The organism is Aquisalinus luteolus (assembly GCF_009712425.2).
Taxonomy (GTDB): Bacteria; Pseudomonadota; Alphaproteobacteria; order Caulobacterales; family Parvularculaceae; genus Aquisalinus; species Aquisalinus luteolus.
On record NZ_VCJR02000001.1, the window covers coordinates 489,898 to 505,279 of the forward strand.

Here is a 15,382-nt window from a genome sequence, read left to right on the forward strand (position 1 = left end):
GCCCGAAACGGGGGGATAAGATGAAAATAGCCGTTCTGAAAGAACGCCAAGACGGCGAGACCCGCGTTGCCGCCACGCCGGAAACAGTCAAGAAATTCAAGGCTCTTGGCTGCGATGTCTGCGTCGAGACCGGTGCCGGTATCACGGCCTCCTTTACCGATGCCCAATATGAGGAGGCAGGCGCGCAGATCGCCCATTCCGCATCCGATGCCTGCCAGAATGCCGAGCTGATCCTGAAGGTGCGCAAGCCCGATGCGGGCGAGCTTTCCAATTTTGCCAATGGCGCCAAGCTGGCCGCGATCCTCGCGCCGCACGCCGACAAGGACAGCCTGTCGGCCTATGCCAGCGCCGGGGTTGATGCCTTTGCCATGGACCTGATGCCGCGGATCACGCGCGCGCAGTCGATGGACGTGCTCTCGTCCCAGTCGAACCTTGCCGGCTACAAGGCCGTGGTCGATGCCGCCGGTGCCTTTGGCAAGGCACTTCCGATGATGATGACCGCCGCGGGCACGGTTTCCCCGGCCAAGGTCTTCGTCATGGGCGCAGGCGTTGCCGGGCTGCAGGCGATCGCAACAGCGCGCCGTCTCGGCGGTGTAGTGACTGCGACCGATGTGCGCTATGCCGCGAAAGAACAGGTCGAAAGCCTTGGCGCGAAATTCGTCGTCGTCGATGAAGAGGCGATGAAGGAATCAGAGACCGAGGGCGGTTATGCCAAGGAAATGTCGAAAGACTTCCAGGAGCGCCAGGCCGAATTCGTTGCCAAGCATATCGCCAAGCAGGATATCGTCATCACCACAGCGCTGATCCCGGGCCGCCCGGCGCCGCTGCTGGTCAATGCCGACATGGTCGCCTCGATGAAGCCGGGCTCGATCCTGGTCGATCTAGCGGTCGAGCAGGGTGGCAATGTCGAGGGGTCCATCCCCGGCGAGACGGTCGACAAGAACGGCGTGAAGATCATCGGCCACCGCAACGTGCCGGGCCGCCTGCCGACCGATGCGTCGGCGCTTTATGCCAAGAACCTCCTGAACTTCGTCACGCTGCTGACGGACAAGGAAACCGGCAAGCTCGCCATTGACTGGGACGACGATATCGTCAAGGGCGTGGCCCTGACCCGCGACGGCCAGATCATCCACCCGAATTTCGCCGAGGCACCACCCGCGCCATCGCAGCCGGCAGAGCCGGAAATCGTCGAGAATGATAATACTGAGACGGTGAGCGGGGACACATCCATCACCGACGACATCATCGACGCTGATGGAGACGGCAATAAGGAGACAAACCAATGATGTTCTTCATGCAGGACTCCGACAAGGAAATGGCTGCACAGACAGCCGAGGAAGCCGAGCGGACCGTCGAGGAAATCCGCGAGACGGCGGAAGCCGCCCGTCAGGCAGCTGACAATCTCGATGCGTCGGCCGATGCGCTGAACGGCCAGATCGGCGCGCTGCAGGCGCTGACCGACACGGCCCATGTGAACGAGTTCATCTACCTGTTCGCGATTTTCATCCTGGCGATCTTCGTTGGCTATTACGTCGTCTGGTCGGTGACCGCGGCGCTACACACGCCGCTGATGTCGGTTACCAATGCGATTTCCTCCGTGGTCATCGTGGGCGCGCTGATCGCCGTCGGGGCCGAGGTCGCCGACACCGCCGCAGGCGGCTGGTCCATGGCGCTTGGCGTAATCGCCGTAGCGCTTGCCAGCGTGAATATCTTCGGCGGCTTCATGGTCACCCAGCGCATGCTGGCGATGTACAAGAAGAAGGAAAAGCCGGCGCCGAAGGCGCAGGGCTAAGAGGGGCACGACATGAACAATAACCTTACCGCTATCCTCTACATCGCCGCAGGCATCCTGTTCATCATGGCGCTGCGCGGGCTGTCCTCGCCAGAGACCTCGCGCCGGGGCAACCAGTTCGGCATGATCGGCATGGCACTCGCCGTCGCCGCGACGCTGTTCTCAGCCCGCTTCCTCGAAGGGGCCGAGTGGACCTCGTGGATCTGGATCGTGCTGGCCATCGCCGCCGGTGCCATCCCCGGTGCGCTAATCGCCAAGAAAGTGCCGATGACATCAATGCCGCAGCTGGTCGCGTTCTTCCACGCGCTGGTCGGCCTCGCCGCCGTGCTGATTGCGTGGTCGGCGTTCCTTGCCCCCGTTGCCTATGGCATCGGTGAGCCGGGTGCGATCAAGGTCCAATCGATCATCGAGATGGCGATTGGCGTTGCCATCGGTGCGATCACCTTCTCGGGCTCCTTGATCGCCTTCGCCAAGCTCGACGGGCGCATGTCAGGCAAGCCGATCATTCTGCCGGCGCGGCACATCATCAACATCGCGCTGGGCGCAGTGGCGCTGTTGCTGATCATCCTGTTGTGCACGGGCGTGCAGAGCGCCTTCCTGTTCTTCCTGCTGACAATCGTCGCCTTTGCGCTCGGTTTCCTGCTGATCGTGCCGATCGGCGGGGCCGACATGCCGGTCGTCGTCTCCATGCTGAACTCCTATTCAGGCTGGGCGGCAGCTGGCATCGGCTTCACGCTGGAGAACATGGCGCTGATCATCACCGGCGCGCTGGTCGGCTCGTCCGGTGCGATCCTGTCCTACATCATGTGCAAGGGCATGAACCGCTCGTTTATCTCGGTCATCCTTGGCGGCTTCGGCGGCGAGGATTCAGGCCCCGCCGGTGGTGATGGCGGCGAGGAACGCCCGGTCAAGCAGGGCTCGCCTGACGACGCCGCCTTCATCATGAAGAACGCCGGCAAGGTCATCATCGTGCCGGGCTATGGCATGGCAGTCGCCCAGGCGCAGCATTCCTTGCGCGAAATGTGCGACATGCTGAAGGAAGAGGGCGTCGATGTGAAATACGCCATCCACCCGGTCGCGGGCCGCATGCCAGGGCACATGAACGTGCTGCTGGCCGAGGCGAGCGTGCCTTATGACGAGGTGTTCGAGCTGGAGGATATCAACTCCGAATTCTCCACCGCCGACGTCGCCTTCGTCATCGGTGCCAACGACGTGACCAACCCGGCGGCCAAGACCGACAAGTCCTCGCCGATCTACGGCATGCCGATCCTCGACGTCGAGAATTCCGGCACGGTGCTGTTCGTCAAGCGCGGCATGTCGTCGGGTTATGCGGGTGTACAGAACGAGCTGTTCTTCCGCGACAACACGATGATGCTGTTCGGCGATGCCAAGAAGATGTGCGAAGACATCATCAAGGCGATGGAGTAGGGGCGTGATCAAGTGGCTATCGACAGTTCTGGTTTTGATAGCCTCGCTCTCTTTTGGTATCTTTGCGCACGCATGTGATTGCCAGAGTAATGGCACTCCGCAGGAACACATAGAAAAGTCGCCAAAGGTTTTTCTTGGCTCGATACTGTCCGCCGAGCTGGGCGAAAAATATCGGGACCCTGATCGGGACTATCTTATGGGTATGGTCGCCCATGCAGATGTCAGGGTTGATGTCGCCGTGAAGGGCGTTGCGACAGGTCAGGTGGTCTCCGTTGCATTCGCGATGCTTCAAACCAGTTGCGGCATATATCCCGAAGTCGGCAGCAAGATGCTCTTCATTCTGGATGAGGATGAAGATTTTTTTCTGTGTACCTGTGAAGCTTTTTTCTATGACGAAGACGGTTATTTCGATGTCTTCTCGACCATGATTTCTGCGGAAGAACTGAGAGAAATCAAGCTTGTGGTAGCGGACCCGCTTTATAGTCGTGGTAGATTTCGATAATTCTCCCGGGTGTTTCAACGGTCATGATTAGTCAAGGAGCGTAGCCCGGCTTCGCCGGCGCGCCTCTGGCGCGTCCTTGACAAATCCTGATCGGTAAAACGATTAGCAGCCATGCCTTTTAAGGCAAGGAATGCCTTAAAAGGCCTTGGCTGACCACAATAGCCAAACTTCAGCGCGATATACGCCAGAAATTCTTCTCCTAACATCCTCTCTTGTCATCCCGGGGGATGCGTCAGCATCAACCCGGGACCCATTTGCCAGAGACGGTGAGGCGGCTTGGTACAGCAGCGGCAAGGCCTCTGGAAAATGGGTCCCGGCTCGCGCTGCGCTTGGCCGGGATGACAAGAGAGGCAGCATTAAAAGCACCGTCAGCTATCGCTGCGGTGGTTGAAAACAGAAGGAAGGCCCGTGGAGAATAGTATCCAGAGCGTATGTAGCTTTGAGAGCTTTGAGCTTCGGAAAAGCTGTTCACTCTCCACGGCGGCATTCTGGTCCGCGGCCCTGAGGGAGCTCTCGCGTCCGTCCGTCTGGACGGAATGCCGATCCCTGCCACGGGCGCCGACGCGCGCTCGCCCCTCCCGGCGGCAGGGATGCCTGTTGCCGCTGACCGGCGGGTAGATCGCCCGCAAGGCCAGAGACCTCCGCCCGGTTCTCACCGGGCTTGGTGGCAGAATAAACGGCTACGGAGGAGCGGGGATAAGTAAAAAAGCCCCGCTTTCGCGGGGCTTTTCTCTAGTGAATAAAATCGAAAAAGACGATTTCGGCGTCGTCGCCTTTCTCAAAGGTCAGCGTACCGCTTTTTTCGATGGCGAGACCATCGCCGCGACGCAGGTCCTGGCCGTTGACGGTCAGCGAGCCCCTTGCGACCTGGACCCAGCCCTTGTGGTTGGGGGCGAGGTCAAACGTTATCGACTGGTCACCGTTCAGCGTTGCCGCATAGATGTCGGCGTTGGAGCGGATCGCCATGGAGCCGTCACGGCCTTCCGGCGAGAGGAACAGGGCCAGCTTGCCGTCCTTGTCGGCGGCCGGAATGTCCTTCGTCTCATACCGCGGTCTGGCGCCGCGCTCTGTCGGCAACAGCCAGATCTGCAGGAAGCGGACAGCCTCGTCGCGGGACGGGTTGAACTCCGAATGGCGCACGCCCGACCCGGCGCTCATATATTGCACGCCGCCAGCCTTGACGATGGAGCCATTGCCCATCGTGTCCTTGTGCTCCAGCGCGCCCTCGAGGACGTAGGAGAAGATTTCCGCGTCCTGGTGCGGGTGGGGCGGAAAGCCGCCGCCGCCGGCGACATAGTCGTCATTGATGACGCGCAGCGTATCGAAATGCATGTGCTGCGGGTCGTAATAGTTGGCGAACGAGAATGTGTGGGCAGACCGCAGCCAGCCATGGTCGGCCTTGCCGCGCGCTTCAGCCGGGCGCAAGCGCAGTGCGCTTGTAGGCACCGGGGTTGGCGTGTTCGGGGTCATGGTTTGGGTAGACATAACTCACCTCCAATTGCGGGCACGCGATCCGTGCCCTGTTGAGCAAAAGGTAAGAGGCAGCCGCCCGTATATTAAGAGCCGAAAATGGCACTCATCATTGCCGGTTTGGCAACAAAGCCGATCAATCGACCGCGTCGTCGATGGCTTCGCCGGCATTGGTGATGTCGCGGCCTACGCCCTTCACGGTTTCGCAGGCAGACATGAACATGGTCAGGGCCACGAGGGCGGCAAGAATACGAAGCATTGGAAAATCCTCTCTGTCTCCACTCGGCCCAAGATATGCCGAAACGGGCCGGTCTCAAAGTGGGAAACGCGTGCGAGGGAAGAGCGGGCAAACAAAAAGCCGTATCGGACGATACGGCTTTTTTGAATTCGGTGTCGATGTCGACGAGAAGGCTAGATGACGCCTTCGCGCTGCATCCGCTTGCGCTGCAGCTTGCGGGCGCGGCGAACGGCTTCCGCTTTCTGGCGGGCCTTTTTCTCGGACGGTTTTTCATAGAACTTGCGGCGTTTCATTTCACGAAACGTACCCTCGCGCTGCATTTTCTTCTTCAGGGCGCGCAGGGCCTGTTCCACATTGTTCTCACGGACGACGATATTAACGATGGCCAGGGCCCTCCTATATTCGGTTCAGTCTAGCTTGGCGTTTGCCAGGAACGGTTGCCTGACTGGCAGGCGAATGTTGCTTCCAGAAGCTCCGGCAGAATTCTTGCGGATTTCCAGAGCGCGCTCTCTAGCATTGGGACGGTTTCTTGTCCACATTGAAAGATATAGGATCGCAAAAGAGATACTTCAAGGACAGAGCCCATGAGCGCCACGGAAAAATCAAGGAAAAACAGTAACTTGGATGACCTGGAAGAGATGCGCCTCGCGATCCTCGATGAAATGCTCATCGAGGCGGCCTTCGATGGCTGGACCGAGTCGACCCTTGTGGTCGCCGCGAAAGCTGCTGGCATGGACTCAATAGCTTATGAGCGCGGCGATCTGAAGCGGGCGTTTCCGAAAGGCATCGCCGACGTGCTCGATTTCTGGTCAGAGCGGGAAGACGAGAAGATGGTCGCGGGGTTCGAGGCGGCCGACCCGGCGCCGGAAAAGATCCGCGACAAGGTGCGGTTCCTTGTGCGTACGCGCATCGAGGGGCTGAGCGAGCATCGCGAGGCGGCGCGGCGCGCCTCGGCGACCCTGGCGCTGCCCTATTACATGCCGTTGGCAACGCGCCTGTCATGGCGCACGGCGGACGCGGTCTGGAGGGCGCTGGGCGACACTTCCACCGATTTCAATTTCTATACGAAGCGCACGACCCTGTCCGGCGTGTATCTGTCGACGCTGGCGGCATGGTTCGGCGATGATGACGACGAGATCGCCAATCCGACATACGAGAAAACATGGAAGTTTCTCGATGAGCGGATCGAGAACGTGATGCAGTTCGAGAAGTTCAAAGGCGAGGCGCAGAAACGCATGCCGGACCTGACCGCCTTCACGGAGTTTCTCGGGCGGATGCGCTATCCGGGCAAATGAGTCCCTCGAAAGCTAAAGGCTGATCAGTTTTCTGGCGATTTTGCAGGCGGCATCAACCAGCTTATATCTTCGCCCGGAGCGATGAGCTTCTTGGTTTCCCACATATCGATAATCTGCCTGCGCAACTCGGTTGACAGCTCTGGTATACGTGCAGCGTGTATACCGAACATATAGGTTATCTTCCAGTGCACCTTGCGCATTTCACCCTTCAGAGCTTGCTCGTCGGTTGGCCAGTTTGTGAAAAGCGTGATGCAATTGTTCGGCTTGGGAACATATACAGCCTGGAAAGACCCATACTTCTTTACAATATAGGCTTGGTAAAGAAAGAATTCCGTATACCAAGCATGAGTCCTTTCAAAATACCGGACAAACCCTTCAGGCTGGCGCGCGTCAAGTTCGTCGATCATTTCACAAGTGGCCTCGCGCAGCATTACAAAAGGTGTTGTCGTCGGCATGGTTTCTTCGGGTGGTTCGTCAATGCCAAAACATTCAAATGACTTCTTCACTCTTTTGAGAAAATGACGATACTTGGCGCGTAGATAGGTCATTGGCTTGCCTTCCGCGCTCACAAAATCATCGAATGTCAGTGGGCGAAGGAAGTGATTTTTCGCGTCGAGTACGAGGTAAGTTTCGGTTTCCACCCTTTTCGCCACATAAAGCTTTAGCATCTGTTGAGTAAGGTATTTGTCCATATCCCCGGGCATACCGAAATCGTCGCTGGTGAGTATATGGACCTTGTCAGCGAGCTCGCCATATTCTGGCATGACCGTTTCACTTACGTCCCTGACTACAGCGTCATTATCAGGATCATTGGCGATGATCAGGATGCGGTTGATGCTTTCATGATGCAGAAATTTTCGTGTTGAGCGAGCCTGAAATTTGAGTAAAGGCACATCCTTAGAGTATACAAGCGTTACGATATCAAACGACATTAAAACACTCCACATGTCCTGTGGCAGAGGGAATTGACGCCTGCGGTTATACCGTCCCTACACCAGCTCGTTGACTTTGCTTAACAATGGTGCCGAAGCTACGCAATACTGAAATCATAAACGGATAGGGTAGGTTAGGATGAAAAAGGTCGCTTTTCTGGCTGGCGGAACGGCTGTTTTGGGTCTCGTCGTTTTTGCCGCCTGGTTTTTTCGCCCATGGGCGGAGTATTCGCCGTTCAATATAATCTGGAACCGAGAGACCGGCGATAGGGTCGAGCTCTATCGACGCATGGATGAGCTTTTTCCGCACCGAATTGTTGAAGGTGAGGAAAAGGCCGAACCATTGCCACGGTCGATCAAGGCGATTGATGAATCTTACGACTGGCAGGGTGAGAGAAAAACGATCGATGAATATGCAGCGGAAAGCGACACGACGGCGCTGATGGTGGTCAAGGACGGTCGTGTTGTGTTCGAGCGGTATTACCAGGGGGAGGATGCGGAGAGCCGTCACACGTCGTGGTCTGTCGCCAAGAGCTATGTTGCGACACTGATCGGTATGGCCCTGATGGATGGGACGATAAGCTCGCTTGATGACCCTGTGTCGAAATACGTGCCGGACTTCGAGGGCACGGATTATGGCAGCACCAGTCTGCGGCACTTGTTGATGATGTCGTCGGGCATCGACTTCATCGAGGATTATGAGAGCCGCGGATCGGACATGCGCAAGCTTTTCTTCGACGTCTTCATCATGAATGTCGATGTCGATGAATTCGTGAAGCCCTATCGCCGCAACCGCCCGGCGGGGACGGACCTCGATTACCTGTCGCCGAACTCTCACGTTCTGTCGATGGTGCTGCGCAAGGCCTATGACAAGCCGCTGGCCGAGATCGCGTCGGAGAAAATCTTCAAGCCGCTCGGCATGGCCGATGGCACCTGGCTGATTGATCGCAATGCGCCGGACGGCAAGGAGATCGGCTATTGCTGCCTGCAAACGCGGGCAGAGGATTATGCCCGCTTCGGGCAGCTCTACCTGCAGGATGGGATGTGGCAGGGCCAGCGGCTATTGCCGGTCGGCTGGACCGATCTCGTCAGCGTGCCGCCAACAGAAGTGCATGAGGCGGGCAGCACGCAATATGGCGAACGCGGCTATGGCCTGCATTTCTGGGTGCCGGAAGATCCGGCGGGAGAATATTTTGCCAATGGCTATAACGGCCAGAGCGTATTCATCGACCCGGCGAACAATGTCGTCGTGGTCAAGACCGGCGCCGATATCGACCAGATCCCGCGCCGGTCGGAAACGACAGCAGTGCTGCGGGCCTTGGCGCGCGCGGTGAAGTGATATGGCCGGGGCAGACGCAATGAGATGTGTTGCGATTGTGGCAAGCATGCTTCTGGCGTCGTGTGCGACACGATACGAGCTGCCCCCGCCGGTTCCTTTGGCGAGTGTATTTGAGCCCTATTCGGTCGGGTCGGTAACACTCGATGAGTATTGCGAAGAGGTCTTCATACCGGGCTCTCCTGATGGCAGTAACACTATCGAGGAGAGATGCCAGATACGTATCGACTTTGTCGATAAAGGTCTGCTTCTTGAGGATAGGCAGTCTGTTTACATATATGATCCGCAAGGGGACAAAATAATATGGGAAGTCTCCCGCGGGGATTTACCTGTGGGGTACATACCCGGGCAGGTCGATCTGACGGGCAAATATCTGTTGCTGGATACTTACGGATATCGTGACGATATCATGGTGGATCTGCGCGACGGCAAGGTCGTTGAAATGACATCGGCCACGGCAAGTTATACGCCTGTGCCGTCGCGATTGACATCAGAATGGCTGCGAACTCTGTCGCGCAGACAAGACGCGGATGACTTTGAAATCGCCGGGCCTCATGGCAGCAAGCTGTTCGGCACATGGGCCAATGGAGAAGACGTCTGGATTGGTCCGGTTGCCATCACATCGGATGGCAGTAAGGCTATCTGGGTGATGGGGCGTCCCGAAGCATTCCGGATGGCTTCCTTTCGGGGGCAGGCCATCGAATGGTCTCGAGAGATCGCTCTCGCAGCGCCACACTCCATTGAGTCATTGATCGGGGCGATGGCTGTTACGCCTGATGATCGTGTTCTGGCGCTGCGAGACAAAGGGCAGATGCGGTTGTTCGATATGCGAACGGGTACCGCATTATCAGAGCCGGTAGAGTGTCGAAGCCTCAGGCTGGCCGGAAGGCGATTTGCGGTTGATTGCCTTTCATATTTTCAAAGCGATTATCGGATGTTGGGTGACGGAGTGCAGCAGGCAGTGAACAATCAACAGCCTTGGGTCATTCAAAAATCCACGGCCAGCGAAGCGGGCATAACGGCAACCGTTGAATACAGGACCGTCGATGCGGATCACGATGCCCGCCGGCTGATGCTGTATGAAACGCGTACGGGATCTGTGCTTTCCAGCGTTCCTCTGGAACAACGACTGCCTGAAGGCTTGGGCGCAGTGGATATTGCCCTTTCGGCAGATGGCTCATTGTTGGCTGTGAACGATACGAGCGGTGTCGTTTTCGTGCTGGATGTCAGCAGAGTTGTTGGAGAAGAGTGATCGTAGCGGTCTGCCGCACAACCTTGCGAATCCGGGCTGAATGCCGTTTATTTTGAGGGCAGATATTTTAAACCAGAGCAAACCTCAGGGAGGAGATCATGGCTGGTAAATTCGAACTCTATAAGGACAACGCAGGCGAGTTCCGCTTTCGGCTGAAGGCCGGCAATGGCGAGAACATCCTCGCCAGTGAAGGCTACAAGCAGAAGTCCAGTGCCGAGAACGGCATTGAATCGGTGAAGAAGAACTCCACAGATGAAGCACGCTACGAGAAAAAGGAAACGGCTGCAGGCAAGTTCATGTTCAACCTGAAATCGTCCAACGGCCAGGTCGTCGGTACTTCCCAAAGTTATGCGTCTGCATCGAGCCGCGATGGCGGGGTCGAGTCAGTGATGAAGAACGCCCCTGACGCGGCGGTGGACGACCAGACTGCCTGATCATCTGGAATGCCTGTATCATTAAGGAATCATTCAACTTGAAGAGCTTGTTTAAAGCTCTTTAAGTTGTTGATGGTTTTGCAATCCGTGCCCTGATTTTTGATCGGATTTACAGTTATAGTCTGAATTTTACAGCCCTTATTTTCCTGTACTCTCCCGAAATTTTGTGTTAACAAACGTTTAATAATGTCACTGGCTGCAGGGGCATCAATCGGATATTGCGTTTGTGCGATGTTCAGTGGGGAGAAATCATGCGCATTAAAGCCGCAGCCGTTACGGGTGCTATGGCTATTGCCATTGGCGGGCTTTCGTCCATCGCCCCAGCGGCGGCGCAGCCGGAATCGTTTACCGGTCAATTGATGCTCACGGGATATAATTTCTGTCCTCAAGGGTGGGCGCCTGCCGAAGGGCAGTTGATTGCCATCAGCGAAAATCCGGCACTGTTCTCCCTATACGGAACATATTATGGCGGAAACGGCCAGACCACTTTCGGCCTTCCGGACCTGCGGGGCAGGGTGCCGATCCACTATGGTACCGGGCCAGGCCTGCCGACCTATCAGTTGGGGGAGGCGGGCGGCACTACCAGCTTCACGCTGACAATTCCGCAAATGCCGTCTCACGATCACAGGGTCAACACGACCAATCAGACAGCGGATCAGGAAGATCCGGACAACCGCTATCTGGCTGGAGGGGTCGGCGATGACGACATGTATCATGATGGTCCGCCGAACCGTGAGATGGCAGCCGACATGGTCGGCCAGGCTGGTGACAATGAGCCGGTCGATCATCGTGGACCCTATACTGCCATGCAGTGGTGCGTCTCTCTTCAGGACATTTTTCCACCGCGAAACTAATCAATCGTCCCTAACCGATGGACACTGTAAAAGGAGATAAAAAATGCGTAAAATTCTTGCCGCGACGGCGGCTGTATCAGGGCTGGTCCTTGGCGGCCTGTCTTCCGTGACGCCGGCTGCGGCGCAGCTGGACCCATTTCTAGGCCAGCTGACACTGACCGGCTATAACTTCTGTCCGCGTGGATGGGCGCCTGCGGAAGGGCAGATTCTTCCCATCAATCAGTACCAGGCACTCTTTTCCCTGTACGGAACGACCTATGGTGGGGACGGGCGTACGACGTTTGCCTTGCCGGATCTTCGCGGTCGTGCACCGATTCACTACGGTCAGGGCCCGGGCTTGCAAGCTTACAGCCTTGGCGAAAAGGGTGGCTATACCAGCTTCACGCTGACCATCCCGCAAATGCCCTCCCATACGCACACGGTAAATGCGACCAACCAGCTGGCCGACAAGGGTGGCCCGCAGGATCGCTATCTCGGCGCCGGGATGGGGGATGATGATTACTATCACGACGGTCCGCCGACCCGCACGATGGCTGCGAACATGCTAAGCCATACCGGTGGTAGCCAGCCCGTCTATCATCGCGGGCCGTATCTCGCCATGCAATGGTGTGTCGCGCTTCAAGGCGTCTATCCGTCGCGCAACTAGGGTGGTTTTCTGACAGTCTCGCATAAGAATAAGGAGAGTGAAGATGCGTAAACTACTAACTGCAGCTGCGGCTGTTTCGGGCCTCGTCGCTGGAGCGATGTCGTCCATAGCGCCGGCAGCGGCTCAAGCCGATCCGTTCATCGGCCAGGTGATCCTTACAGGGTATAATTTCTGCCCGCGGAACTTTATTCCCGCGGAAGGGCAGCTGATGTCCATTGCGCAGAACACAGCGCTATTCTCGCTGTACGGAACGATTTATGGCGGTGACGGTCGGACGACTTTTGGCATTCCGGACCTGCGTGGCCGGGCGCCGATACATTATGGCCAAGGCCCGGGCCTGCAATACTATAATCTGGGCGAGAAGGGTGGTCAAACCGGCTTTACGCTGACCATTCCGCAACTGCCGTCCCATACCCATACTGTAAATGCGACCAACCAGCTAGCCGACAAAGGCGGCCCGCAGGATCGCTATCTCGGCGCCGGGATGGGGGATGACGATTACTATCATGATGGTCCGCCGACCCGTACGATGGCTGCAGGCATGCTTAGCCCGACAGGTGGCAATGAGGAAGTAAAACACCGTGGACCGTATATCGCTATGCAATGGTGTGTTGCTCTGTATGGTGTCTATCCCTCGCGCAACTAGTTTTTGCTGCGGCAATGTATCGAGACTGGGCTGACGCAAACTGCGTCGGCCCTTTTTTTTGTAGTGATCCGGTGTGCCAGCCTAACTGCGTGGCTTCAGACGGGTGACATGGCCCATCTTGCGGCCGTTACGCGCTTCCTTCTTGCCATAGAGGGTAAGGTAGGCATCGCGTTCGCTGCCGATGGTCTGCCAGTCGTCGACGTCCTTGCCGATCAGGTTTTCCATCACGCAGTCAGAATGGCGGACAGGGTCGGCAAGCGACCAGCCGGCGATAGCGCGGATATGCTGCTCGAACTGGCTGACATGGCAGGCCTCGACCGTCCAGTGACCCGAATTGTGGACGCGCGGCGCCATCTCGTTGACGCGCAGATGGCCTGATTTTTCCACGAAAAATTCAACCCCGATGACGCCGACATAGTCGAGCTCCGTCAGAATATCGCAGGCGATGTCGGTTGCCCTGTCCCATGTCTCTTCGCTGATCTCGGCGGGCACGGTGGACGTGCGCAATATGCCGTCGCGGTGGACATTCTCTGCCGGGTCATAGGCCATCATGGTGCCGTTAAGCTCGCGGGCGGCGATGACGGAAATCTCCCGCTCGAACGGCACGAAGCCTTCCATGATTGCCGGGGCGCCCTTCAGGGAGGCATAAGCCTCGGCGACTTCATCCTCGTCATGGATGACAGCCTGGCCTTTTCCGTCATAGCCAAAGCGGCGGGTCTTCAGGATCGCCGGGATGCCTGTGACTTCTGTCGCCACGCCCAAAGCCGCTTCGCTCGCGACCGGCATGAACGGGGCAGTGTCAATGCCGAGGTCCTTGAGAAATTTCTTTTCCGTCAACCGGTCCTGGCTGACTTCCAGTGCTCGCGCCCCGGGGCGTAGCGGCGTGCCAGTGCGGGCGATGGCCTCGGCGGCTGAGGCGGGCACGTTTTCGAACTCATAGGTGACGACGTCGACCGAGGCCGCGAATCTCTCCAGCGCCGCATCGTCGTCGTAACCGGCCTTCGTGAAATCGCGGGCGACCTCGGCGGCCGGGCTCTTCTCGTCAGGGCAGTAGATATGTACGTGAAAGCCGAGCTTTGCTGCCGCGACCGCCAGCATCCTGCCCAGCTGGCCACCACCGAGGATGCCGATGGTCGATCCGGGGGGCAGGGGCGCGGACGTGGTGCTCATGAATCAGTCTTTCGGGTTTTCGTCGATTTTCGCAGTCTGCGCGGCGCGCCAGTCATCGAGCTTTTTCGCAAGGTCTTCATCGAAAGCGGCAAGGACGGAGGCGGCGAGTAGGCCTGCGTTTTTCGCACCGGCGTCGCCGATCGCCAGCGTGCCGACGGGCACGCCGCCAGGCATCTGCACAATGGAAAGCAGGCTGTCGAGCCCGGACAGGGAAGATGATTTCACCGGCACGCCGAAGACGGGCAGGGAGGTCATCGCCGCGACCATGCCCGGCAGATGGGCTGCGCCACCGGCACCGGCAATGATGACCTTCAGGCCGCGCTCGCGCGCCGTCTCTGCATAGTCATAGAGCCGTTTGGGTGTGCGGTGGGCGGAGACGATTTTCGTCTCATGCTCGACGCCCAGCTCGGCCAGCACATAGGCGGCGTGCTTCATCGTCGGCCAGTCGGACTGGCTGCCCATGATGATCCCGATTTTTGCGCTGCCGGCCATAGTCTCTCATCCTTTGAAGTCGGCGCTCACCCCATTCTCTCGGGGAGGCGGGGAAAGCGCGGTTTATAGCAAACCGGGGTGGGCATACAACGGAAAAATATCGCTGACTCCAGCAGGTACTTGAACTAAATTCATCTCAAATATTGTTTGAGACGTAAGTATTAGATCAATAATTACTGTGTAGCGTGAGTAACAAGTGCAGTGAAAGGAGTCAGTAGAGATGCAAACTTTAAATCAATGCGATGCAAATTATAGAAAAAATATTATAAACTTTAATTCAACACTGCCCGAAGCTGGCGATCCGCCTGCTGCGGTGCTGGCCTCTCAGGTCAGGAGCCTGCAGCAGCAGCTGGAGGAGGCCAATGCAAAAATCCGCGAACTGGCTGACTTGGCCGATACAGACCCGCTGCTCGGCCTGATCAACCGGCGCGCCTTCATGCGCGAACTGACCCGCACCATAGCCGAGGTCGGACGCTACGGGCTGGAGGCGCATCTTGCCTATATCGACCTTAATGGCCTGAAGCCGGTCAATGACAGTTTCGGGCATGCGGCGGGCGATGCCGTGCTTTGCCACCTGGCCCATACACTGTCCCACCTGATCCGGGATTCCGACACGATGGGCCGCCTAGGCGGGGACGAGTTCGGCATTATCCTGTCCCATACCGACCCGCAAACGGCAGTGGCCGCGATGGAGCGCCTGTCACGCGGTCTGGAGAAAGTGCCGCTGCTTTGGCAGGGCCACCAGCTGCCTGTCAGCTTCGCCTGGGGCGTGTTCGAGCTGCAGCCTGGCCAGAAAGCCGAAACGGTGCTGCAGGAGGCCGACCGGGAAATGTACGACCACAAACAGAGCTTGAAGGCCGGCACGCGGCACTGACCACCCTCCCATGCCGTTAGC

At 57.8% G+C, this 15,382-nt stretch carries 18 protein-coding genes; 12 read left to right on the top strand and 6 right to left on the bottom strand.

Going from position 1 to position 15,382, the window contains the following annotated elements:
- Positions 1-20: 20 nt before the first annotated feature.
- Genes FF098_RS02190 through FF098_RS02205 form a run of 4 tightly spaced genes read left to right on the top strand, consistent with a single transcriptional unit; the run spans position 21 to position 3,722 of the window.
- On the top strand, positions 21-1,286 hold the full coding sequence (locus FF098_RS02190; protein WP_155136749.1) for a Re/Si-specific NAD(P)(+) transhydrogenase subunit alpha: 1,266 nt from the start codon (positions 21-23) through the stop codon (positions 1,284-1,286).
- Between the two features lie 29 nt (positions 1,287-1,315).
- Positions 1,316-1,792: an NAD(P) transhydrogenase subunit alpha part 2 gene (locus tag FF098_RS17990; protein WP_155139321.1), complete on the top strand. Its 477-nt coding sequence runs from the start codon at positions 1,316-1,318 to the stop codon at positions 1,790-1,792.
- A 12-nt stretch (positions 1,793-1,804) separates the two neighbouring features.
- Positions 1,805-3,220, top strand: a complete 1,416-nt coding sequence (locus tag FF098_RS02200; RefSeq protein ID WP_155136752.1) for an NAD(P)(+) transhydrogenase (Re/Si-specific) subunit beta — start codon at positions 1,805-1,807, stop codon at positions 3,218-3,220.
- A gap of 4 nt (positions 3,221-3,224) precedes the next feature.
- A complete protein-coding gene (locus FF098_RS02205) occupies positions 3,225-3,722 on the top strand; it encodes a hypothetical protein (RefSeq protein WP_155136754.1) in 498 nt (165 codons plus the stop codon).
- Between the two features lie 732 nt (positions 3,723-4,454).
- Here the strand turns inward: FF098_RS02205 and FF098_RS02210 are convergent.
- From FF098_RS02210 to rpsU, 3 genes are all read right to left on the bottom strand, one after another.
- Positions 4,455-5,207 (bottom strand): pirin family protein, encoded by a 753-nt coding sequence (locus tag FF098_RS02210; RefSeq protein WP_229714499.1) that lies wholly within the window; start codon positions 5,205-5,207, stop codon positions 4,455-4,457.
- Between the two features lie 121 nt (positions 5,208-5,328).
- The gene (locus FF098_RS02215; RefSeq protein WP_155136757.1) at positions 5,329-5,451 is read right to left on the bottom strand and encodes an entericidin A/B family lipoprotein; all 123 of its coding nucleotides are present in this window, start codon (positions 5,449-5,451) and stop codon (positions 5,329-5,331) included.
- 152 nt (positions 5,452-5,603) lie between these two features.
- Positions 5,604-5,819 carry a 30S ribosomal protein S21 gene (gene rpsU, locus FF098_RS02220; RefSeq protein ID WP_155136760.1) on the bottom strand — a complete coding sequence of 72 codons (216 nt, stop codon included), beginning with the start codon at positions 5,817-5,819 and terminating at the stop codon, positions 5,604-5,606.
- Positions 5,820-6,014: 195 nt separating this feature from the next.
- Here rpsU and FF098_RS02225 point away from each other — a divergent pair, with 195 nt between their 5' ends.
- Positions 6,015-6,725, top strand: a complete 711-nt coding sequence (locus FF098_RS02225) for a COQ9 family protein (RefSeq protein ID WP_155136763.1) — start codon at positions 6,015-6,017, stop codon at positions 6,723-6,725.
- A 23-nt stretch (positions 6,726-6,748) separates the two neighbouring features.
- On the opposite strand, the gene FF098_RS02230 is transcribed toward FF098_RS02225, so the two are convergent.
- Positions 6,749-7,657 carry a DUF6492 family protein gene (locus tag FF098_RS02230; protein WP_155136767.1) on the bottom strand — a complete coding sequence of 303 codons (909 nt, stop codon included), beginning with the start codon at positions 7,655-7,657 and terminating at the stop codon, positions 6,749-6,751.
- Between the two features lie 139 nt (positions 7,658-7,796).
- Here FF098_RS02230 and FF098_RS02235 point away from each other — a divergent pair, with 139 nt between their 5' ends.
- From FF098_RS02235 to FF098_RS02260, 6 genes are all read left to right on the top strand, one after another.
- Complete coding sequence (locus FF098_RS02235) at positions 7,797-8,996, top strand: serine hydrolase domain-containing protein (RefSeq protein WP_155136770.1); 1,200 nt, start codon at positions 7,797-7,799, stop codon at positions 8,994-8,996.
- A 1-nt stretch (position 8,997) separates the two neighbouring features.
- Positions 8,998-10,245: a hypothetical protein gene (locus FF098_RS02240; RefSeq protein ID WP_155136773.1), complete on the top strand. Its 1,248-nt coding sequence runs from the start codon at positions 8,998-9,000 to the stop codon at positions 10,243-10,245.
- Positions 10,246-10,343: 98 nt separating this feature from the next.
- Positions 10,344-10,679, top strand: coding sequence for a YegP family protein (locus tag FF098_RS02245; protein ID WP_155136776.1), 336 nt, complete (start codon positions 10,344-10,346; stop codon positions 10,677-10,679).
- Positions 10,680-10,930: 251 nt separating this feature from the next.
- Positions 10,931-11,533, top strand: coding sequence for a phage tail protein (locus FF098_RS02250; RefSeq protein ID WP_155136779.1), 603 nt, complete (start codon positions 10,931-10,933; stop codon positions 11,531-11,533).
- A gap of 43 nt (positions 11,534-11,576) precedes the next feature.
- Positions 11,577-12,179, top strand: coding sequence for a phage tail protein (locus FF098_RS02255; RefSeq protein WP_155136782.1), 603 nt, complete (start codon positions 11,577-11,579; stop codon positions 12,177-12,179).
- Positions 12,180-12,222: 43 nt separating this feature from the next.
- A complete protein-coding gene (locus tag FF098_RS02260; protein WP_205967342.1) occupies positions 12,223-12,825 on the top strand; it encodes a phage tail protein in 603 nt (200 codons plus the stop codon).
- A gap of 81 nt (positions 12,826-12,906) precedes the next feature.
- On the opposite strand, the gene FF098_RS02265 is transcribed toward FF098_RS02260, so the two are convergent.
- Both FF098_RS02265 and purE read right to left on the bottom strand, forming a co-directional pair.
- The gene (locus FF098_RS02265) at positions 12,907-13,995 is read right to left on the bottom strand and encodes a 5-(carboxyamino)imidazole ribonucleotide synthase (protein ID WP_155136785.1); all 1,089 of its coding nucleotides are present in this window, start codon (positions 13,993-13,995) and stop codon (positions 12,907-12,909) included.
- A gap of 3 nt (positions 13,996-13,998) precedes the next feature.
- Positions 13,999-14,487 carry a 5-(carboxyamino)imidazole ribonucleotide mutase gene (gene purE / locus FF098_RS02270; RefSeq protein ID WP_155136788.1) on the bottom strand — a complete coding sequence of 163 codons (489 nt, stop codon included), beginning with the start codon at positions 14,485-14,487 and terminating at the stop codon, positions 13,999-14,001.
- Positions 14,488-14,800: 313 nt separating this feature from the next.
- On the opposite strand from purE, the gene FF098_RS02275 reads away from it, so the two are divergent.
- Positions 14,801-15,361, top strand: a complete 561-nt coding sequence (locus tag FF098_RS02275) for a GGDEF domain-containing protein (protein ID WP_166426274.1) — start codon at positions 14,801-14,803, stop codon at positions 15,359-15,361.
- Positions 15,362-15,382 lie beyond the last annotated feature (21 nt).

Bases quoted from the DNA above. Each gene is read 5' to 3' on its own strand.
- FF098_RS02240 (WP_155136773.1), top strand. From the start codon at position 8,998: ATGGCCGGGGCAGACGCAATGAGATGTGTTGCGATTGTGGCAAGCATG.
- FF098_RS02255 (WP_155136782.1), top strand. From the start codon at position 11,577: ATGCGTAAAATTCTTGCCGCGACGGCGGCTGTATCAGGGCTGGTCCTT.
- FF098_RS02245 (WP_155136776.1), top strand. From the start codon at position 10,344: ATGGCTGGTAAATTCGAACTCTATAAGGACAACGCAGGCGAGTTCCGC.
- FF098_RS02235 (WP_155136770.1), top strand. From the start codon at position 7,797: ATGAAAAAGGTCGCTTTTCTGGCTGGCGGAACGGCTGTTTTGGGTCTC.
- FF098_RS02265 (WP_155136785.1), bottom strand. From the start codon at position 13,995: ATGAGCACCACGTCCGCGCCCCTGCCCCCCGGATCGACCATCGGCATC.
- FF098_RS02230 (WP_155136767.1), bottom strand. From the start codon at position 7,657: ATGTCGTTTGATATCGTAACGCTTGTATACTCTAAGGATGTGCCTTTA.
- FF098_RS02200 (WP_155136752.1), top strand. From the start codon at position 1,805: ATGAACAATAACCTTACCGCTATCCTCTACATCGCCGCAGGCATCCTG.
- FF098_RS02190 (WP_155136749.1), top strand. From the start codon at position 21: ATGAAAATAGCCGTTCTGAAAGAACGCCAAGACGGCGAGACCCGCGTT.
- FF098_RS02250 (WP_155136779.1), top strand. From the start codon at position 10,931: ATGCGCATTAAAGCCGCAGCCGTTACGGGTGCTATGGCTATTGCCATT.
- FF098_RS02225 (WP_155136763.1), top strand. From the start codon at position 6,015: ATGAGCGCCACGGAAAAATCAAGGAAAAACAGTAACTTGGATGACCTG.
- FF098_RS02215 (WP_155136757.1), bottom strand. From the start codon at position 5,451: ATGCTTCGTATTCTTGCCGCCCTCGTGGCCCTGACCATGTTCATGTCT.
- FF098_RS02260 (WP_205967342.1), top strand. From the start codon at position 12,223: ATGCGTAAACTACTAACTGCAGCTGCGGCTGTTTCGGGCCTCGTCGCT.
- purE (WP_155136788.1), bottom strand. From the start codon at position 14,487: ATGGCCGGCAGCGCAAAAATCGGGATCATCATGGGCAGCCAGTCCGAC.
- FF098_RS02210 (WP_229714499.1), bottom strand. From the start codon at position 5,207: ATGTCTACCCAAACCATGACCCCGAACACGCCAACCCCGGTGCCTACA.
- FF098_RS17990 (WP_155139321.1), top strand. From the start codon at position 1,316: ATGGCTGCACAGACAGCCGAGGAAGCCGAGCGGACCGTCGAGGAAATC.